At 49.9% G+C, this 17,827-nt stretch carries 11 protein-coding genes and 1 pseudogene; 10 read left to right on the forward strand and 2 right to left on the reverse strand.

The features are described 5' to 3' along the window. Together FIM25_RS11965 and FIM25_RS11970 are read right to left on the reverse strand one after the other, a co-directional pair. Positions 1–706: pseudogene (locus tag FIM25_RS11965) on the reverse strand (IS1634 family transposase); the annotation flags it as partial. A 144-nt stretch (positions 707–850) separates the two neighbouring features. After that, positions 851–4,408, reverse strand: a complete 3,558-nt coding sequence (locus FIM25_RS11970) for a homocysteine S-methyltransferase family protein (protein ID WP_139449635.1) — start codon at positions 4,406–4,408, stop codon at positions 851–853. Between the two features lie 223 nt (positions 4,409–4,631). Between FIM25_RS11970 and FIM25_RS11975 the strand changes: the two genes are divergently transcribed. The 10 genes from FIM25_RS11975 (at position 4,632) to FIM25_RS12020 (ending at position 17,823) form a co-directional block, all read left to right on the forward strand. Further along, positions 4,632–7,109, forward strand: a complete 2,478-nt coding sequence (locus FIM25_RS11975; protein ID WP_179953334.1) for a PAS domain S-box protein — start codon at positions 4,632–4,634, stop codon at positions 7,107–7,109. Between the two features lie 32 nt (positions 7,110–7,141). After that, positions 7,142–8,710, forward strand: coding sequence for a methyl-accepting chemotaxis protein (locus FIM25_RS11980; protein WP_139449640.1), 1,569 nt, complete (start codon positions 7,142–7,144; stop codon positions 8,708–8,710). 642 nt (positions 8,711–9,352) lie between these two features. After that, a complete protein-coding gene (locus FIM25_RS11985; protein WP_139449642.1) occupies positions 9,353–10,288 on the forward strand; it encodes an ABC transporter substrate-binding protein in 936 nt (311 codons plus the stop codon). Next, on the forward strand, positions 10,285–11,070 hold the full coding sequence (locus FIM25_RS11990) for an ABC transporter ATP-binding protein (RefSeq protein WP_139449644.1): 786 nt from the start codon (positions 10,285–10,287) through the stop codon (positions 11,068–11,070). The genes FIM25_RS11985 and FIM25_RS11990 overlap by 4 nt, the downstream gene beginning before the upstream one ends. Further along, positions 11,067–11,831 carry an ABC transporter permease gene (locus FIM25_RS11995; protein WP_139449646.1) on the forward strand — a complete coding sequence of 255 codons (765 nt, stop codon included), beginning with the start codon at positions 11,067–11,069 and terminating at the stop codon, positions 11,829–11,831. The genes FIM25_RS11990 and FIM25_RS11995 overlap by 4 nt, the downstream gene beginning before the upstream one ends. Beyond that, on the forward strand, positions 11,828–12,721 hold the full coding sequence (locus tag FIM25_RS12000) for a 1,4-dihydroxy-2-naphthoate polyprenyltransferase (protein WP_139449648.1): 894 nt from the start codon (positions 11,828–11,830) through the stop codon (positions 12,719–12,721). Before FIM25_RS11995 ends, FIM25_RS12000 begins: the two co-directional genes overlap by 4 nt. A 104-nt stretch (positions 12,722–12,825) precedes the next feature. After that, positions 12,826–13,296 carry an HAD family hydrolase gene (locus FIM25_RS12005; protein ID WP_139449650.1) on the forward strand — a complete coding sequence of 157 codons (471 nt, stop codon included), beginning with the start codon at positions 12,826–12,828 and terminating at the stop codon, positions 13,294–13,296. A 12-nt stretch (positions 13,297–13,308) separates the two neighbouring features. After that, complete coding sequence (locus tag FIM25_RS12010) at positions 13,309–13,515, forward strand: hypothetical protein (RefSeq protein WP_139449652.1); 207 nt, start codon at positions 13,309–13,311, stop codon at positions 13,513–13,515. 256 nt (positions 13,516–13,771) lie between these two features. Further along, on the forward strand, positions 13,772–14,602 hold the full coding sequence (locus FIM25_RS12015; protein ID WP_139449654.1) for a nitroreductase family protein: 831 nt from the start codon (positions 13,772–13,774) through the stop codon (positions 14,600–14,602). 374 nt (positions 14,603–14,976) lie between these two features. Further along, positions 14,977–17,823 (forward strand): PAS domain S-box protein, encoded by a 2,847-nt coding sequence (locus FIM25_RS12020; RefSeq protein ID WP_139449656.1) that lies wholly within the window; start codon positions 14,977–14,979, stop codon positions 17,821–17,823. Positions 17,824–17,827 lie beyond the last annotated feature (4 nt).

Below are 17,827 nucleotides of genomic sequence, written 5' to 3' on the forward strand. Positions count from 1 at the left end.
CATCCGGAATATTACCGGGCTGCTTAGTGAAGGCTATGGGTTCACGAGCCTTCACGGAATACAAGGTCAAAAGCTTGATCGTATTCAGTCCGTCGCCATCTTTGTTGAATCCCTGCCGTGCCTCCGATTGATTTTCAGAGTAGGTCGAAACAGTGGTAGAATCAAACGCCAGCACAGGAGATTCTGCCAAGCGTGCCGCCCGAGCAGAAAAATAGCACTGGACGCCTTCTTCATTGCGCCCTACATCCTTAAACAGCTTACCATAAACGTCTTCAGAGATTGCTTCACGATATGGAAGGGGGTGCATCACCTGCCAACTCTCAAGGCGAGGCAGCGTGTTGCCACCGGAACCGATCCAGTAGCGTGCGATAGATAGAATTTTTGCCGCATCACCCTCACTAAATGAAGCACGTACATCATCATCAATTCCGGAAGCCTTGCCAACCCATTCCAGGATGTCCGTTAGCCCGGTATGCTGACGGGTTGCATCGGCAATACCTCCTTCGCCTTTGTTTTTTTTGGGACGAGTCACTACTACTTCTTGTGTTCCTTGCTTGATTTTGCCCTTGAGCTTCTGGCTTACCGTATAGGTCTTTTTGGCCTTTTCATCGTAGGCCGTAACCCTTTCATAGATATAAATATCTCCATTCGCACGCTTTTCACGTCGTTCACCGATGTGAGTTTTTCCTGTTATTGGTTTAGCCATGCGTAAATCCTTCTTTAGAATGTACGCTTTATCCGATTTTCAGGCTACTAAAGTATAAAGAGTAACCTAATCCCGTCTGCACAAAAATAAGGGGGCCGAATGTACGGCCCCCATGGAATATTCTATTTCTGCCCTGCCCCGCCTTCAGATTTCCGGAGCAGCATAACCCGCATCTTTATGGAAAACAAGCAAAGCCGCCGTGGTGGAGGTGGGGTGGAATTCCCCCGCCTCCGTCAGGGTAATTCCCAGATCTCGGGCCACAAGAAGGCCATGGATCACCCTGTTTTCTTCAATGGCAATGCCAGGATACCCCGGAGAATAACGACAACCCTTCTCTGCCCCCGCAAGGCATACAAGCCTTTCATGGAGCATGGCTGCAAGATCTTCGGCAATGCGGTCAGAAAGCCCCTGCAAAAGATGGGCGCTTTCCGTATCCCCTGAAACCTTGAAGGCTTCCGTAGCTTCAGAAGATGCCCGTCCCGCCGTGGCAATCTGCAGTCCCACACAGTCCCTTTTTCCATCCCCAAGGGGCCTTACAAAATCCGCCACACAGAAAACATCCCTTTTGCCGGAGCCGGTCTGCATCTCTGTATGAATGCGAGCCACCTCCCTCTCAGGATTCTCGGGATCAAAAAGAAGAATATACTGCCCCTCACTGTTGGCAGGAAACAGGGCCACGCGGCCAGAGGGTTTGACAAGGCCTTCTTCCTCAGCCTTTGTTATCCATTTATCATACAAAGCCTCCCCATCCTGCCGGTCCTTTCCCATTTTCCAGTTCAGGGAAAAGAGACTTTTTTTGCGTATGTCCATGGCTAAAGGAGAAGGATTCAGGGTTTCGGATATAAAGGATGAAATTTCAGGGTGTGCATCAAAGGAGATCTTACGCCTTGGCAGACTTGCCAGAAGCCCGGATTTTTCTCTGGATTTTTCCTGCCCGGAACGCCATGCAGAAATAAGCTTTTCCCGATTCTCTTCAATTACAGAATCCCTTCTTGATGCAATCAGTCCTTCCATGAGATTCACACTGTCCATGGCGGTCTGGCAGTAAAAGACATCGGGCTTAATATTTTCCACATCATCACCGCCCCGCAGGGCAACGGTGGCGGCATGGCGCAGATTCACAGGAGCCCCACCCACAAAGACCGGTATGGAAAGTCCCTCCTCATCCATGCGTTTGACCACAGAAATCATGTGATTGGCAGTCTGCACCAGAAGGGCACTCATACCAATGGCATCGGCCTTTTCCCGGATGGCCGTTTCCACAAAGGCATCCACAGGAACCTGCACCCCAAGATCAATCACCCGGAAGCCGTAATTTTCCAAGAGGGTTTTGGTAAGATCCTTTCCGATGGAATGCACATCCTGATAAACCGTACCCATGACAATGGTGGCCTTGTAGGCATCCTGAACAGCCCCTTCGGCCATAACATTTTCGAGAAATCCCATGACCGCCTTCATCACATCCGCAGCCTTCAGAAGATGGGGCAGCGAAGCTTCACCTGCTGCAAAACGCTCTCCCAGTACATTCATGGCCTCCATGAGATAATCGCTGATCAGGGCAAGGGGTTCATGGTCTTCCAGAGCTTTCACCGCATCCAGCACAATGCTGTCCTGATAGGCAATCTCCATACCCTTCCATGTAACCGTTCCGGCCTCCCGTTTTTTAAAACCGTCCTTAATCTTTTCACTGAGGGTTTCCGCAGGAGAAAGGCCCTCATAGGAAGAACGCCTTTCCACCCTGCGGCCCTGCTTGCGCTCGGCTATGTCCTCAAGGAGGGCATAGGCATCCATGTCCCTTTCCAGCACCACCTTCAGGCCAAGGGCATAATCTGAAGCGTCGAGACTTTCCACCGGAGCATAGTGATTAGGGTTGACAATGGCCGCATCCAGCCCCTTTTTTCTGCCCTCATCCAGAAAGACAGAGGTCAGCACCAGACGCATGTAAGGCTTCTTGGCAAGGCCGTTTGTGAGATTACTCACACCTATGGTGGTCATAATGCCGGGATGGGCATTTTTAATCAGGGGAATGGATTCCAGAGATTCCAGGGCAAAATTCATGCCTTCCACGGATTCCGATCCAATGGGAAAGGCATTGATGTCAACGAGCAGCTGGTCCGGTCCCACACCATGGGGAGCAACGGCCTCCACAAGGCGGGCGGCAATGGCCTTTTTTTCTTCCCTTGTCTGGGCAGGACCTTTGTCATCCGCCGCAAGGGCAATATAAAGGGGATTGTGAAAGGCCGTATGGGTGCAGATAAAGGCAGCCTTGGACATGCCTTCATGTCCTTCCATGGAAATGGAGTTGATCAGAGGCCTTCCGGGATAGGCTTTTACTGCGGCTATCAGCGCATCCGCATCAAAGGAGTCTATGCACAAGGCCCCTGGGAAATCCACGCAAACACCCTGAATAACCTTGGGCAGCACGATTTTTGTGTCCACGATATTGGAATCCATGCACACATCCAGAACCTCACAGCCCAGATCCTCAATCTGCTCCCGAACCACCTCATCCAAGGCATCCATATCCAGAAGACCATCATGCTCCACCGCATCCCTCACCTTTTTGGAACCCCGCACATTGAGGCGTTCGCCAATGCGAATCAGCCGAGAATCGCTGTCCAGCAGCACGGCCTTGGAAGGGCCAGCCAGCCAGACACCGCCTTCGGGCTTTCTCTCCTTCGGTTTTCTTCGGGCTGCCTCCTGGGCCACGGCCCGGATATGATCCGGCGTGGTGCCGCAGCACCCTCCCACAATATTCACGCCATAGGTATCCATGAAACGGGCCAGATGGGCAGCCAGATCTTTAGGAGACTGGGGGAATACGGTTTTGCCGTCTATGTTTTCGGGCAGCCCCGCATTGGGCAACACGGAAAGGGGCAGAGGGCTGAAACGGGAAAGCTTTGCCACCGTTGGCTCCATGAGATCCGGGCCGATGGAGCAGTTGATGCCCAGAGCGTCAATACCAATGCCCGAAAGGGTGACAATGACCGCATGGATGTCTGTTCCAAAAATCTGCATACGGCTGTGGGCATCCACCGTCACCTGACAGATAATGGGAAGGGCAACGCCCCTTTCCGCCATGGCTTTTTGGGCGCCGGATACGGCAGCTTTCAGCTCCAGCATATCCTGCTGGGTTTCAAAGAGCAGCACATCCACGCCCCCGTCCACAAGGCCTTTCACCTGCACCCGGAAATTTTCCTCTATACTTTCCCAGCTTCCCCGGTGAAGATCCGCTTCCGTGGGAGAAAGTACAAAGTTGGAAGGCCCCATGGAGCCAACCACAAAAAGGGGGCGACCATCGTAATCGGGCGAGGCTGCATAAAGCTCCTTGGCCTCCTTTGCAATGGCAGCTCCCTTAAGACTTATCCAGTAGGCCATGTCTTCCGACGACAGGGTATTTAACTGTATGTTCTCTGGAATTCCTTCAAAGGCAGACGAATCAAGACCTGAAAAATCAAATTCCTCAAGGCGCAGGGGGCTGGCTCCGAAGGTATTGGTTTCCACTCCGTGGGCTCCGGCCTCAAAATAGGCCAGATGAATATCCCGAAGGGCATGGGGCCTTGAAAAAACCAGCATATCCGAAAGCATTTCATAGGATTCACCGCCAAAATCCGCTGCGGTCAGGCCAAGGTTCTGTATCATGGTACCCATGGCACCGTCTAAAACAAGGATGTGGGATTTCAGGGCTTCAAGAAATGTCATGGGCTTTCCTTTAAAGATAAAATGGCAGAAGAATCTTTTAATAAACTTTGAAGAATTACCATATCAGGATCTTTTGATCTATGGATTTCTTTTTTTCGAAAAAAACCTGAACTTAAGCGACAGGGAAGAATTCTTTTTCTTTTGCTCCTCCCATGCTATGCATAAAGAAGATTCCAGCAAGTACACACCAAAACATCTGCCACCGCATCCCAAGGAAACGCCCATGATGTATCTGGACCTTGTCCTGAACCTTGCCCTCCTGATTGCCCTAAGTATTGTCTCCGGCTTCATCTCAAGAAGGTGGCCGAAAAAAAGCCGTACAGGCCCATGGCTGCAAGGCCTTCTCTTTGGCAGTGCCGCTGTTTTAGGTATGCTGAAACCGCTGGTTCTGGGTCCGGGTCTCATTTTTGACGGCAGATCCCTCATGATCAGCCTCTGCGCCCTCTTCCACGGTCCCCTTGCGGGCATCATTGCAGCCCTCATGGCCACCCTCTGCCGCATACAGCTTGGGGGCGTCGGCGCTTTCACGGGTATTCTGGTAATAATCTCTTCCCTTGCAATAGGCCTTGCCACCCATTTTTATCTCAAACCTCGACAAAACATTCCTTCCACAAAGGATCTCTTTCTTTTTGGCCTTGCTGTACATCTGGCCATGCTGGCACTCATGCTCACCCTTCCCGGAACCTCCCTCTGGCTGGTCATCCATAACATGGCCCTGCCCATCCTCCTCATCTATCCCCTGGCCACGGTTCTGGCAGGCAGGGTGCTGACGGAACAGGAAGTTTCCATCCAGTCCCTTGAAAACCTTGAAAGGGCAAAAAACAATCTGGATACCACCTTAAAATCCATAGGTGATGCCGTCATTGCCACAGACAGAAAAGGCAATATCACCCTGATGAACCCGGTGGCGGAAAACCTCACGGGCTGGAACCTTAGTGAGGCTTTACAAAAACCCCTCATCGAGGTCTTCCACATTGTCAGTGCGGAAAACAGAAATGCTGCGGAAAACCCTGTAAAAAAAGTACTTGCCAGCAAAAAAACCGAAGGCCTTGCCAACCATACCCTGCTCATTGCAAAGGATGGAACAGAGCGGCAGATTTCAGACAGTGCTGCACCCATTTTTCAGGATGAAGGCATTCTCACCGGTGTTGTACTGGTGTTCAGGGATGTCAGCGAGGAATACAGGATGTTGGAAAACCTGAAGGAGAGCGAAGAGGATTACCGCAGGCTGTTTGAAGAACATGCCGCAGTCAAGCTCATTTTAGATCCCGAAACCGGTGATGTAATTGATGCCAATGAAGCGGCAGCAAATTTTTACGGCTGGTCCAGAGAAGAACTGAAGAAAAAGCGCATTCAGGATATCAACACCCTGTCTCCGGAAGAAATAGCCGCAGAAATAGAAAAGGTGAAAAAGGAAAAACGTATTCATTTTGAATTCCGCCACCGCAGGGCAGACGGCTCCATCCGGGATGTGGCCATACTCTCCAGTGTCATCCGCCTGAAAAACAAAGAATACCTGCACTCCATCATCCATGACATCAGCCAGCGCAAACGCCTGGAAGCCCAGCTTATCCAGTCCCAGAAAATGGAATCCATCGGCAGACTGGCCGGAGGTGTGGCCCACGACTTCAATAATATGCTGGGTATCATCATGGGCAATGCGGAACTGATGGAAACAAGGCTGGATGCCTCACACCCGGCCATGGACGAGCTCAGGGAAATAAAAAAAGCAGCAGAACGCTCCACAGAGCTGACAAAACAGCTACTGGCCTTTGCCCGCAGACAAACCATAGCCCCCCGGGTACTCAACCTCAACCATAGCATTGAAGGCATGCTTAAAATGCTGCACCGTCTGATCGGTGAAGACATTGAGCTCCGGTGGCATCCTGCAGAAAATCTCCGTTACATAAGAATGGACAGCAGTCAGCTGGACCAGATCCTTGTAAATCTTGCAGTCAACGCCAAAGATGCCATTGCCGGTGTGGGAAAGATGACCATTGAAACGGTCAATGCCTCCTTTGGGGAAGACTATGGAGAAAGTCATGGGGACTACATTCCCGGCGACTATGTTATGCTGGCCGTAAGTGACAATGGATGCGGTATAGAAAAAGAGCATCTTACCCAGCTGTTTGAACCTTTTTTTACCACCAAGTCCCAGGGCAGCGGCACAGGTCTGGGACTCTCCATGATATATGGCATTGTCCGTCAGAATCAGGGTTTCATCAATGTCTACAGTGAGCCGGGAAAGGGCAGCACCTTCCGCATCTACCTGCCAGCAACGGATGAAGAAATTCCCGCTGCACCCGATGCAGAAAAAACATCCCTTCCGCAAGGAAAAGAGTGTATTCTTCTGGTGGAAGATGAGCCTGCCCTTCTTGAGCTGACAGGCCGCATACTGGAAAAGCTGGGATATGAGGTCATGGCCGCATCCACACCCAAAGAAGCCATTGCTCTGGCAGAACAGCATGGTAAAAAAATTCATATGCTGCTCACGGACGTGATAATGCCACAAATGAACGGACAGGAACTCAGCCTGAGCATTGAAAATTTCTGCCCCGGCATCCACTGCCTTTTCATGTCCGGTTATACAGCCAATGTCATTGCCCACCACGGTGTGCTGAAACCGGGTATCAATTTCATCCAGAAACCCTTTTCCATGAAAGATCTTGCGGGAAAAATACGGGAAACCATGGCTCGGTGAAACCACCGGCAAAACCTTCCAAGGAGACTGCCATGCCAAAGCAAGCCTTTGCCCTACGTCTGCCCTTTTATCATTCCATGCTTTTCCGCATCAGCATCCTTGTGCTCATGCTATCCACAGGTCTTCTCATAATTCTCGGGGGCTGGCAGTATCTGAGCGCAAAAAACAGATTTGAAATACGCCTTGAGGCGGATGCGGATCTCATCATAGAAAGGCTGGCACAGACCCTTCAGGAGCCCCTGTATAATTTTGACATGTCACAGGTAGATGCAGCCCTGCATTCGGAGATGAAGGATAAACGAATTCTGGCCATAGGGATTCATGGACAGATGAATCAGGAAAATGAACCAGACATCTGTATCGGCAGAAACCGCAAAGGAGAAGTTGTCTCAACGGAAAAACTTCCTGACACACGCAATTTCTTACGAAAAATGGATGTTACCCATAGAGATGAAACCATAGCTGCCATTACCCTGATCATGGATCCTGCATTTTTCAAAGATGGTCTCAGAAAGATTTTTTATGATCTGATCCTAATTATTCTGATTCTGGATATTCTGCTTTTCATAACTCTGGTTTTCACCCTGAGGCGGGTGGTGGTCATGCCCCTGCGCCGCCTAACAACCGCTGTACAGGATGTGGCCCAGGGTAAGGGGGATCTCACCCGTCGCATTCCCATAGCATCCAAAGATGAAATGGCACTGCTTTCCCACTGGATGAACACCTTTGTGGATGCACTGGAAACCAAGGCAAAAATTGCCCGCAAAGTAGCCGATGGAGATCTGACCGTCACCATACCCGTCCTCTCGGATCAGGACACTCTGGGCCAGGCCCTTGCCACCATGATTCGCAGACTGGCTAGGGCCGCATCGGAAGTACGCATCGCAGCCCGTCACAGCGTGGAAGCCAGCAGAGATGTTCTGACCATCTCCAACCGCCTGCGTCAGGGCACCCTGACACAGGCAGAATCCGCAGAAAATCTGAGTTCACGGATGAGGGAAATGAGCCTTGCAGTGTCCCGCAATCTGGCCACAGCCAGAAATACGGAAAACGGTGCCATGAAAGCCTCAGAAATGACCGACGCCAGCGGTAAGGCCGTGGAAGATGCAGCCCAGGCTATGATAAATATAATAAAACGTATTGGCATAGTGGAAGAAATAGCAAGGCAGACCCACTTACTGGCGCTAAACGCAGCCATCGAGGCCGCCCGGGCCGGAGAACATGGCCGTGGCTTTGCCGTGGTGGCCGATGAAATAAGAAAGCTTGCTGAAAAAAGCAGGGAATCCGCCGTGGCCATCGGAAAAATGGCAAGGGATGGCAGCGCCATGGCAAAGGATGCCAGAGAACATCTTGAATCTCTGGTCCCGGAAATCAGGGGAAATGCAGACAGGGTTATGGAAATCAGAACCGCCAGTGATAAGCAGGCCGATGCCATTGGTCAGGCTGCTGAAATTCTGGGGGGACTTGAAACCGTAGTGCAGGAAAATGCCAGATCCGCAGAACAGATGAGCCTTGCCTCCCAGGCCTTAAACCGCATTGCCGATCAACTGGAAAGTCAGGTACAGTATCTGCAGATCAGGCAGGAAGAGGATAAAAACTGAACATTACAGGATTCGAACCTCTGTTCAGCCATATCTTCTGAACAACTGCAAGTTACCCAGAAGCAACCCACGCAGTGTTGCGACGTATTGTCATAAAGTAAATTGTTGTTTGCCCCCAAATCCGCTACGGTTGCCACCGCAGCCGGAACAATACAAAATGTAACCCTATAACCATCTGAGTTTAAAAGAACTATGGTCAAGACACTCAAAAGTTACATTCAGGGCAGAGAATTCCGGTTATGTTTCTTATAAAGCTTTGCAAGAAAACTGCCTGCCAGCCCCATTTTTATCGTGGCCACCAGTGCCATTATAATTACCTTTGTCATTTTTATCCTCCCCTTTTAAATCCTTGACGGAAAAATCCTTCTTTTATGCATTATATTGACAGCAAAAAAGCTTTTACCTATGTATTGCCTTAAATGGAAAGCCTGCCCTCTGCCCATGGGGCAGAAAACAGACTTTAAAATCTTAATGCCCACATTTTTTGACAGATACTCCTGAACCCGATAAAAAGCCCGTATGATTTCACTGTTTCTGCTATACAGACTTAGATATTCATATTTCAGACAGTTTTTTATCCAAGCCTATAAGCTGATATAATATTATTTTTATTCAAAAAATACAATCAGGAGTTTTTCTGCCATGCGTTTTTTTCTGCTTTTTGCAACCTCCCTTTTCTTCTGCACCATGGTTCATGCAGAACCCCTGAGGGTGGCCCTGCTGCCCATCCCCGATGCCCTTCCCTTTCATGTGGCGGAAAGCAGGGGCTATTTCAAAGAAGCCGGAGTGACTGTACAGGCCATCGCCGTTGCCAGTGCCCTGGAGCGGGATCAGCTCATGCAGGCGGGCCGCATCCACGGCATGATCAATGAAATGGCAGGAACTGCCATATTCAACCGGGATGGTATAAGCATGCAGGTGCTTCAGATTGCAAGGAAACCCATGGGCAGCTCCCCCCTCTTCCGCATTCTGGCCAAACCAGGCAGTCCCTGTAAAAATCTTGAAGACTTAAAAGGTATTCCCATAGGGATCAGCCGCCATACCATCATTGAATACCTCACTGACCGCATGCTGCAGGATGCGGGAATAAAAGGTGAAGATATCCGCAAGCGCTCCGTTCCTGCCATACCGGAACGTTTTCAGCTTCTGATGCAGGGCCGGCTGGAAGCAGCTGTCATGCCCGACCCTCTGGCCTTTGCCGCCATGGATCAGGGAGCCGTTGAAATTGCCAATGATCTTTCGGCACCCTTTTACAGTGCCAGCGTTCTCAGCTTTGATATACGCATCATCCGGGAAGAAAGGGCCAAAACCGAAGCCTTTCTTTCGGCATGGAACAGGGCTGCGGAAGACATAAACAATAATCCCGAAGACTTCAGGGATCTTTTCATCCAAAAGGTGCGGACACCGCCACAGGTACAGAAAAACTATAAGATCCCGCCCTTTCCCGTGGCAGAACTTCCTTCACAGAAACAATGGGAAGACATGATGAACTGGATGCTTGGACAGGGCCTTATGGATCAGGCCCTGAAATATGAAGACAATATAGCTTTCCCCGAAGGGATAAAGCCCAGGCCATGAGTATGATCCGCATTCATCAGCTTTGCTTCGGATATTCCGGGAAAGCCCTTCTTTTTGAGAACTTCTCCCTGACCATTCCCAGAGGGGAGTCCTGGACCCTCATCGGACCCTCGGGCTGCGGTAAATCCACCCTGCTTTCTCTGATGGCTGGACTGCAGAAACCCCGCAAAGGCAAAATTGAGATTGAAGGACATACCCTGAAACGCCCGAGACCGGAAAGCGGACTGGTATTTCAGGACCATGGCCTGCTGCCATGGGCTACGGTGGCAGACAATGTTGCCCTGGGCCTGAACATCCGCCGCTATTACGGTGCCGATGGCAGGCATTCCCCCAGAGGATGGCAACATGATGCGGAAAAACAAAATAAAACCGTGTCCCGCTGGATACAGCGTCTCGGACTTGAGGGTAAAGAGGACCTGTATCCGGCCCAGCTTTCCAGAGGACAGCGTCAGCGGGCCGCCATTGCCCGGACCATGGTCATGAAACCGGACCTGCTGCTCATGGACGAGCCCTTCTCCGCACTGGATCCCCCCATACGGGAAGAGCTTCAGGGCCTGATGATAAGGCTTGGCAGGAGAGAATCCATTACCCGTATCACCGTTACCCATGACATTGCGGAAGCCGTGATTCTCGGAGAAAAAATTCTTGTTGCCAAAGCAGGCACCAACCAAAGGCCTACAATTCTGAAAAACCCCGTGGCACTGGAAAAAGACCCCAGAACCCATAAAGATTTCAATGCCATGTGCAAAGGTGTGCGCCAGGCTATGGGAGAGCAGCCATGAAATCCTGTACAAAGGGCATACTGGAATCCGGTGCAGGCATTGCCGCCCTTCTTGTTTTCTGGCAGGCCGGGGCCATGGCCTTGGACCGTCCAATTCTGCCCGGACCGGTAACTGTTCTGCCCCTTTTTTTCCAGCATCTGTGGGGAGATCTGGGACTTCACTTTCTTGCCAGTGCAGGCCGGGTAATCCTTGCCATACTCATTGCCGTATCTACAGCAGCCCCTCTGGGACTGATACTGGGCCAGTCTCCCCGTATCAACCGAATTTTCTCCCCTGTGATCACCATTTTATATCCCGTACCCAAAATCGTTTTCCTGCCGGTAATCTATGTGCTCATGGGCATCACAGACTTTTCTAAAATCTTTCTCATCTCTTTGATTCTTTTTTTTCAGATTCTTGTGGTGGTAAGGGATGAAGCAGCCAGTCTCACGCCGGAACTCATTGCTTCGGTACGATCCCTTGGGGCCGGAAGACGGGCGCTTTTCCGCTTTGTCTATCTTCCCGCCACCCTTCCCGCCATTCTCACAGCCCTGCGGGTTTCCGTGGGAACGGCAGTGGCCGTGCTTTTCATTGCGGAACAGGCCCTGACCCAGTGGGGCCTTGGTTACTATATTGTGGTGGAAACCTATCAAGTGCTGCGGTATCCGGAAATGTACACCGGCATCCTTGCCATGGGACTTCTGGGCAGCCTCCTTTACGGTGTAATCCGCATCATAGAAAGAAAATTTGCTCCCCATCTTTTCATCAAGGACATGGGATGAATACCACGACTCAAAAAGAGGCCTGGATACTGGCCGCAAGACCCAAAACCCTGCCCGCTGCCTTAGGCCCTGTAATACTTGGTATTGCCGCTGCAGGCAGCATGGGGAAATTTCATTTCATATCAGGTTTTCTTGCCCTGACAACGGCCCTGCTGCTGCAGATTGCCGTCAACCTTGCCAACGACTATTTTGATGCAAAGGCAGGCCATGACAATGAAAAGCGCCTAGGCCCCATACGAGTCACCCAGAGCGGCCTGATAGACGGCAAAAAGGTTCTGGCTGCCATGGTCCTGTGTATGGTTCTGGCCCTTTGCTCCGGCCTCTATCTGATTTTCCGGGGCGGAATTCCGGCTTTTTTCATCGCTCTTTTCTCTTTTATCGGTGTGCTGAGCTATTCCGCAGGACCCTTTCCCATGACGGAAAAGGGTCTTGGGGAAGCCGCAGCCTTTCTTTTTTTCGGACCCGTAGCCGTCTGCGGCACCACCTGGGTCATGGCCCTTGAATTCTCTGCACAGGCATTTATGGCTTCCCTACCTGCGGGACTTCTCATTGCCGCCATTTTATCGGTGAACAACATCCGGGATATTGACAGCGATGCAGCCACAGGAAAACGCACCCTTGCCGTACGCATGGGAGCCATTCCAAGCCGCTATTTTTTCACAGCTCTTGTTACAGTGGCCTATGTCTTCCCACTTGTCCTTGCCCTGAAAAGCAACACCTGGATGCTGCTGGTCTTCCTCTCCTTTCCAAAGGCCATTTTTGTGATTCAATCCCTATGGCACATGGAGGGTAGCCTTTTAAACGAAGTGCTGGCAGACACGGCAAAGCTTTCCTTTTTTTTCTGCCTTCTTTACGCTGCAGCCATGATGGCAGGTGTGCCTAAGGTCTAAGGTCAAGGTCTAAGGACTTTAAGGTCTTTAAAGACCCTAAGAACTTTAATAACCTTAAAAACTTCAGAACTTTAAAAAGGCCTTTGTGCCTTCAAGGAAAAAAAATGTTTACCATCAATATCCCAGGCTTCGGAAAAATCGAAGCCGATCACCTTGTCCTTGACTATAATGGTACTCTGGCCCAGGACGGACAACTCCTCGACGGCGTAAAAGAGCGTCTGCAACATCTCTCTGAAGATATCAAAATTCATGTGATCACCGCGGATACCTTCGGATCTGTGAAAAAGGCCCTGAACGGGCTGCCCCTCAGTATTGTTTCCATCCCGCCGGGAAATCAGGGGCAGGCAAAAAAAGAGTACGTGGAAAGCCTCAGAAAAGAGAAGGTCATTGCCATGGGCAACGGCCGCAATGATGTTGCCATGCTGCAGACAGCCCGTATAGGCATCGCCATCATGATGAAGGAAGGAACAAGCAGTCAGGCACTGATGCAGGCAGACATCACAAGCAGTCATATTTGTGATGCCCTGGATCTTCTTCTCCACCCCTTACGTCTTACGGCAACCTTAAGAGATTAAAAGGAGAACCCCATGATTCCCCGTCTTTTTACCCTTGCTGCTGTCATATGCCTGATACTTGCCATCTCCACCCTGATCCCCCGGGCAGAAGCTTCCAAAGAATGCCTGTTCGGATACAGAGCCATCTGTACCTTTACACCGGGCAGCACCATTATTTTAGGAATGATGGCCTATATTTTCCATGATATGAAAAAGAAAATGCAACAGCGCAGCGCCTGACCGGGCGTTCTCAAAAAATCAGATAAAAAGCCTTTATCTGGTACAGGGCTATAAGACTGACAGCATTCCAGCATAAAACATGATGCTTATCAGGCAGGTGATCAACCACTTCAAATCGTGTTTTTTTGCTCTTCGGAACAATATGCCCAGTACCCTTTATTTGCCTATGCAAAAAAATCATATTATACACATGTTCAATTAAAGGCGGCTTTTCCGGCCGCCTCTTCTGTTCACGAAACCATTGGAAAGGAAAACCATGAACACTGCTTTTGTCACCATTGATCCGGATCTCTGCAACAAAGACGGCATCTGTGCTGCGGAATGCCCCGTTAAAATTTTAGGCATCCCCAAAAAAGGAGAAATGCCCGCACTTGTACAGGGGGGAGAAGCCCTGTGCATCCGCTGCGGCCACTGTGTCTCCGTATGCCCGACAGCTGCTATCCGTCTGAACTTTCTGGCACCCGAAGACTGCATTCCTGTGGACAGGGATCTGCTGCCCGATGAAAAGGCAACAAAGCATCTTCTGGCCACCCGCCGGTCCATCCGCAATTACAAAAAAGAAAGCGTGGACAAAGCCCGTCTGGAAGAACTGCTTCAAACGGCAAGTTGTGCACCCACGGGCCATAACAGCCGCTGCGTTCAATGGCAGGTCATTTATGATACGGACGAGGTCCGCCGCCTCACCGCCATGGTGGCCGACTGGATGCGCTACATGATCAAGGAACAGCCCGCCATGGCCAAGGCCTTTCATCTGGAAGAAACCGTTGCAGGTTTTGATCTGGGGCTGGACGTGATCTGCAGGGATGCGCCCCACATTGTCATCGCCTGTGCCCACAAGGCTGCCCCCACAGCAGCCATAGACTGTGCCACGGCCCTTGCTTATCTGGAAGTAGCGGCACCTCCCATGGGCCTTGGAACCTGCTGGGCCGGATTCTTCAATATCGCAGCCACCTTCTGGCCGCCACTGAAAGAAGCACTGGCCCTTCCCAAGGGTGTCAACAACCATGGTGCCGTGCTTGTGGGAACTCCCCGCTTCAAATATCACCGCATCCCGACCAGAGAGGCTGCGGCCATCAGCTGGAAATAAAAAATTAAGGAAACATCCACCGGTGTGTCCCCTTAAAAATCCGGTGATGTTTCCTTCTAGAATGTTACTAAGGCTTCAACCGAAAAGACTACCTTGATCTTCTTATGGGCCATACGGACACTGGTCAAGATCCTTCCCTCCTGCATGACAGTCTCTATGTGCTGTGTTTTAATGTTCAGCATTACGCATCCCCCCGGCATCATACCTGCGTGCCGGAGGGAGATGTGCATTTCATCCTTTAAAAAAGAGCAGACTTGCTATAAAATATAAAAATATTTTCTTCTCCCATGCCTTATGCCAGATGCTGCCTTGCATCGGGCTTCTTTTCCATGCACCCTTAGCCGATCTTTCCCCGCCTTCCAAAGGAGTAAGCCATGCCCAGCCCTTTCCCCTCCCCCGCAGATACCGGAATCATCCCAGGCCTTGATGCCCTCAGCATCCTGAACAATGCGCCCATAGGTATTTTCTCTTCCACACCCCAGGGGCGTTTTATTTCCGTCAACCCTGAAATGGCCCGGATGTGCGGCTATGAATCCCCAAAGGATCTGATAGATTCCATAGAAAATATTTCCACACAGCTTTATGTTAATCCTGAAGAAAGAATAAGTTTTTTAAATATTCTGAAAAACATGGAGGGTAACTCACCCTTTGAATGCAGCTTCCTCCGAAAAGACGGCAGTTCCTTTCAGGCTTCCCTCATCGCCAGCATCATCCGTGACCATGAAGGCCGGACACTTGCCATCCACGGTTTTGCCACAGACATTACGGCTCAAAAACAGGCAGAGGCCGAAATCTTAAGCCAAAAAGAAAAACTTGAAAACATAGCCGTCAATGTGCCCGGTGTCCTTTTCCGTTTTGATGTACTATCCGATGGAAAATATGAGATTCCCTATGTGAGTGAAGGATCTCTGGATATTCTGGAAATCTTAAACCATAGAGAAGATTTTTTCTTAGCCTTCCTCAACGGAATCCATGCCGAAGATCGAAAGGCCTTTCTGGATTCCATTGAAAAGGCCGTCACAGAAGTCCGGCCCTGGCGTTTTGAGGGTCGTTATTTAAAACCATCCGGCAGCACCATCTGGTTCAGTGGAGCCTCAAGCCCCACAAGACATGAAGACCGCATTGTTTTTCACGGTATAATGCTGGATGTAAGCAATGAAAAACAAATAGAAATTAAGCTTGCGGAAAGTGAAGAAAAATTTCGTTTTCTCGTTGCTTATTCCTATGATCTTATCTGGACGATTAAAACCGATGGTGTATTTTCATATATTTCACCTTCCTGGAAAAACATATTAGGCTATGAACCTTCCAATATTACAGGAACGAAATTTCAGCCCCTCGTACATAAAGAAGATGTCTTCTTGTGCGAACAATATATGGAAAAAACACTGTTTTATAAAAAAGCATTACCTGGTCCTCAGTATAGGGTTAAACACGCAGATGGAACATGGCGTTGGCATGAAGGCAATATCAATCCAGTTTTTTCTGAAAATGGAAATTTTTTATATTTTGTTGGTATTTCAAGGGATATAAATGATCAAAAACTGGCAGAAGAAGCACTTCTTAAAGCCAAAGAACAGGCTGAAACCGCCTCAAAGGCAAAGGGTGAGTTTCTGGCCAACATGAGTCATGAGATCAGAACTCCCATGAACGCAGTTCTCGGCATGACCCATCTTCTCATGGATACGGAGCTTTCCGAAGAACAACGGCGTTATACGGAAAATATACAGTCAGGCGGAAAATCCCTTCTCACTCTCATTAATGATATCCTCGATTTTTCCAGAATCGAGGCAGGAAAAATGCACCTTGAGTTAATGGATTTTGACCTGAAAAGTCTTCTGGATGATTTCAAGAGCACCATGGCCCTACTGGCCAATGAAAAGGGACTTGATTTTTCAATCCGGATAAGACCGGAGACTCCCCTTCTTCTCCGTGGTGATCCTGCAAGGCTGCGCCAGATACTGACTAACCTTACGGCCAATGCCCTGAAATTCACCCAGAATGGTGAAATACAGATCTCCATTGCCGTCGAAAAGGAAGAAAATCAAGGCGTGTTGCTGCGTTTTACCGTCAAGGATACAGGCATTGGCATCCCTGAAAACAAAACGGATCTCATTTTCAACAAATTCAGTCAGGTGGATACGTCCATAAGCCGCAGATTCGGAGGCTCAGGCCTTGGACTTGCCATATGCAGGGAACTTGCAGATCTCATGGGTGGAAAAACAGGCGTAGAAAGCCTTGAAGGCAAAGGCTCCTCATTCTGGTTTACGGCCCGCTTCGAAAGAACTCAATCTGCTGAACAGGACCAGCGCCCAGGGCCAGCCTCCAATGATTCACAAAAACTTGCCCATGGCAAAATACCCATTCCACAGTTTACAGGCCGTGTTCTCATTGCAGAAGACAACGATACCAACCTTGAAGTAGCCAAAGGCCTTCTTAAAAAATTCGGCATCAGGGCAGACAGTGTGACCAATGGCCTTGAAGCCCTGCAAAGCCTGGAAAACCAAACCTATGATTTGATACTTATGGATGTGATGATGCCGGAAATGGACGGACTTGCGGCCACGGAAAAAATACGGAAACAGGAGCTGCAGGGATGGCTTCCGGACAATGTAATCCCCGGTACAGACCTGCCATTCTCCTTTCCCCGAAAAAAAACACCCATCGTCGCCATGACAGCCGGGGCCATGCCCAAAGACAGGGAGCGCTGCCTTGAAGCAGGTATGGACGACTATATTGCAAAACCTGTTCATCCCGATGAGCTTTCAAGGGTGCTTGCAAAATGGCTTGGGGGAGTAACTCCTGACGATACTTTTGACACATCATCCGGTGCTTTCTTATACCTGCCGGAAGAAAATGAAAGTTCTCACCTCTCCGGAATCAAAAGCTTTCCCGTATTCAACCGCAGTGCCCTGCTAAGCCAGCTCATGCATGATGAAGATTTATTTAAAAAAATTATCAAAATATCCATAGGCTCCCTTTTTCTGCTCATTCAGGAACTGCAGGCAGCACTGGAAACAGACAACGGTCCGGCTGTGCATCTGCAAATTCACACGGTCAAGGCAATGGCCAGCAGCATCAATGCCGATGCCCTCTGTGTGCTGGCAAAAAAAATGGAAGAAGCTGCCAAGGACGGAGACATGGACACCGTCCGTAAAGGTGTTGCTGCACTGGAAAGGGAGTTTGAAAAGCTGTGCAGGGCCTCTGGAAAGGATCTTTGATAAA

The sequence above is a fragment of the Desulfobotulus mexicanus genome, from assembly GCF_006175995.1.
GTDB classification, from domain to species: Bacteria; Desulfobacterota; Desulfobacteria; order Desulfobacterales; family ASO4-4; genus Desulfobotulus; species Desulfobotulus mexicanus.

Bases quoted from the DNA above. Each gene is read 5' to 3' on its own strand.
- FIM25_RS12020 (WP_139449656.1), top strand. From the start codon at position 14,977: ATGCCCAGCCCTTTCCCCTCCCCCGCAGATACCGGAATCATCCCAGGC.
- FIM25_RS12005 (WP_139449650.1), top strand. From the start codon at position 12,826: ATGTTTACCATCAATATCCCAGGCTTCGGAAAAATCGAAGCCGATCAC.
- FIM25_RS12015 (WP_139449654.1), top strand. From the start codon at position 13,772: ATGAACACTGCTTTTGTCACCATTGATCCGGATCTCTGCAACAAAGAC.
- FIM25_RS11990 (WP_139449644.1), top strand. From the start codon at position 10,285: ATGAGTATGATCCGCATTCATCAGCTTTGCTTCGGATATTCCGGGAAA.
- FIM25_RS12010 (WP_139449652.1), top strand. From the start codon at position 13,309: ATGATTCCCCGTCTTTTTACCCTTGCTGCTGTCATATGCCTGATACTT.
- FIM25_RS11995 (WP_139449646.1), top strand. From the start codon at position 11,067: ATGAAATCCTGTACAAAGGGCATACTGGAATCCGGTGCAGGCATTGCC.
- FIM25_RS11975 (WP_179953334.1), top strand. From the start codon at position 4,632: ATGATGTATCTGGACCTTGTCCTGAACCTTGCCCTCCTGATTGCCCTA.
- FIM25_RS12000 (WP_139449648.1), top strand. From the start codon at position 11,828: ATGAATACCACGACTCAAAAAGAGGCCTGGATACTGGCCGCAAGACCC.
- FIM25_RS11985 (WP_139449642.1), top strand. From the start codon at position 9,353: ATGCGTTTTTTTCTGCTTTTTGCAACCTCCCTTTTCTTCTGCACCATG.
- FIM25_RS11970 (WP_139449635.1), bottom strand. From the start codon at position 4,408: ATGACATTTCTTGAAGCCCTGAAATCCCACATCCTTGTTTTAGACGGT.
- FIM25_RS11980 (WP_139449640.1), top strand. From the start codon at position 7,142: ATGCCAAAGCAAGCCTTTGCCCTACGTCTGCCCTTTTATCATTCCATG.